The sequence below is a fragment of the Candidatus Erwinia dacicola genome, from assembly GCF_001756855.1.
In the GTDB taxonomy this organism is placed as follows: domain Bacteria; phylum Pseudomonadota; class Gammaproteobacteria; order Enterobacterales; family Enterobacteriaceae; genus Erwinia; species Erwinia dacicola.
This window is the reverse complement of the sequence record NZ_MAYS01000427.1, coordinates 1-2,294: the sequence shown is the minus strand read 5'-3', so window position 1 is coordinate 2,294 and position 2,294 is coordinate 1. Positions and strand designations below refer to the sequence as shown.

At 48.9% G+C, this 2,294-nt stretch carries 2 protein-coding genes; both read left to right on the top strand.

Annotated elements, in window-relative coordinates:
* Window positions 1-448 precede the first annotated feature (448 nt).
* The gene (locus BBW68_RS11640; protein ID WP_070135490.1) at window positions 449-1,204 is read left to right on the top strand and encodes an FNR family transcription factor; all 756 of its coding nucleotides are present in this window, start codon (window positions 449-451) and stop codon (window positions 1,202-1,204) included.
* Between the two features lie 123 nt (window positions 1,205-1,327).
* A complete protein-coding gene (uspE, locus tag BBW68_RS11635; protein ID WP_070135489.1) occupies window positions 1,328-2,272 on the top strand; it encodes a universal stress protein UspE in 945 nt (314 codons plus the stop codon).
* The last annotated feature ends 22 nt before the right edge of the window (window positions 2,273-2,294 follow it).

Here is a 2,294-nt window from a genome sequence, read left to right as displayed (position 1 = left end):
TCATTTGTGGTGTATGGGGATTAGAGAAAGGTGGCGTATCCTGCTGATTGATTTCTTCCAGAATTATTTTCCGGCTGCGAACTGGGCTTCAATAAGGACGACGGATCCCATCAAGTCAGCGTTTGCGACTGTCAGGCTGCGGAGCAAGCAGGCGAGGAACAGCGGCTCGCTGTTCAGTATGCACTTTAACCCCAGCGTATGTGATGATGAGTGCTTAAACCGTAGTTAAGATAAATTCATATGTAGTACAAATTTTGAGGGTGTATTGCTTAGCACCAGCGCTCAGGTTAGAAAATCAGTGCCAATCTATTTTTTATACCGCATTTACATTCATGTTCCTTGATAACACCCCCCGATTTTATTGTACCTAAAACTGCTCAGATGAGTTCCATTCTGTAAGCGAAAAATGTAAAATTGGTGTCAGTCAATTAATCATTGAGTGTACATAATGATTCAGGAAAAGCGAATTGTTACCCGACGTATTCAATCAGGCGGTTGTGCTATTCACTGCCAGGATTGCAGCATCAGTCAGCTATGCATTCCCTTCACGCTTAACGAGCACGAACTGGATCAGCTAGATAATATCATCGAGCGAAAAAAACCGATTCAGAAAGGTCAGACGCTGTTTAAAGCCGGTGATGACCTGAAATCACTCTATGCGATTCGTTCAGGAACCATTAAGAGTTACACCATCACCCAACAGGGTGATGAGCAGATTACCGGTTTTCACCTTGCTGGAGACTTGGTCGGATTTGACGCCATCAGCGCCAGTTTTCACCCCAGCTTTGCCCAAGCGTTAGAAACCGCCATGGTGTGTGAAATTCCCTTCGAAACTCTCGACGATCTTTCCGGTAAAATGTCCAGCCTGCGCCAGCAGATAATGCGCCTGATGAGCGATGAGATTAAAGGTGACCAAGAAATGATCTTGCTGCTGTCGAAGAAAAACGCCGAAGAACGCCTAGCAGTGTTTATTTATGGTCTGTCACGTCGCTTTAGCCAGCAGGGCTTCTCACAGCGTGAATTTCGCCTGACCATGACTCGTAGCGATATTGGTAATTACCTCGGTTTGACGGTTGAAACCATCAGCCGCCTGCTTGGTCGCTTCCAGAAAAGCGGCATGCTGGCAGTGAAAGGCAAATACATTACCGTTGAAAATCATCAAATCCTCTCGGAGCTTGCGGGCCAGAGCCACACTGCCGCCTGATAATTGCCGGGTCAAATATTTGTTATATTATTGATCCGGCAACAATTTCCCCCCTTCTTCCTTTGCCGCGATTGGGCTATCTTTAAATTTAAACTGACGCGCTCAGCGTAAGGAGAAATCGTTATGTCTCAGTACCAAAACGTTCTTGTGGCTATCGACCCACAACAGGACGACCAGCCTGCACTTCGCCGTGCTGTCTATTTGAATCAGCGCCTTGGCGGTAAAATTACCTGTTTTCTTCCTATTTATGACTTCTCCTATGAGATGACTACCCTACTCTCCCCCGATAAACGCATCACTATACGTAAAGAGGTGATCAGCCAGCGTACTGAGTGGATCCGCAAACAGTCGCAGGCCTATCTCGTGGCCGGGGTGCACATTGATATCAAAGTAATCTGGCATGACCGTCCGTATGAAGCGATTATTCAGGAAGTGCTGAATAACCAGCACGACCTAGTGATCAAGATGGCGCACCAGCAAGACTGGCTGCAGGCGGTGGTCTTCACCCCGACTGACTGGCACCTGCTGCGCAAGTGCCCCTGCCCGGTATGGATGGTCAAAGATCAGGCCTGGCAGGAAAGCAGTAAAGCGGTGGTTGCCGTTAACCTTGCCAGTGAAGATCACGATCCGCTTAATACCAAGCTGGTGAAAGAGACGCTGGAACTGGCGGAACGCGTTAACCATACTGAAGTTCATCTGGTTGGTGCTGCTTACCCCGCCACGCCAATCAATATCGCGATTGAGCTGCCGGACTTCGGCCCCAGCGTGTATAACGATGCGATTCGAGGTCAGCATTTAGTGGCGATGAAAGCGCTGCGTCAGTCGTTCAACATTGATGAAAAATTCACTCATGTTGAAAAAGGCCTGCCGAAGGAAGTCATCCCTGACCTAGCGGAGCATCTCGATGCAGGCGTGGTGGTGGTGGGAACGATTGGCCGCACCGGTTTGTCCGCTGCCTTCCTTGGCAATACCGCCGAACAGGTGATTGACCACCTGCGCTGCGATTTGCTGGCGATTAAACCCGACGACTTCACCTCACCGGTTAAACTGGATGACGACGAAGTGTAGCGCGGAAAACGTTTTTGCACTC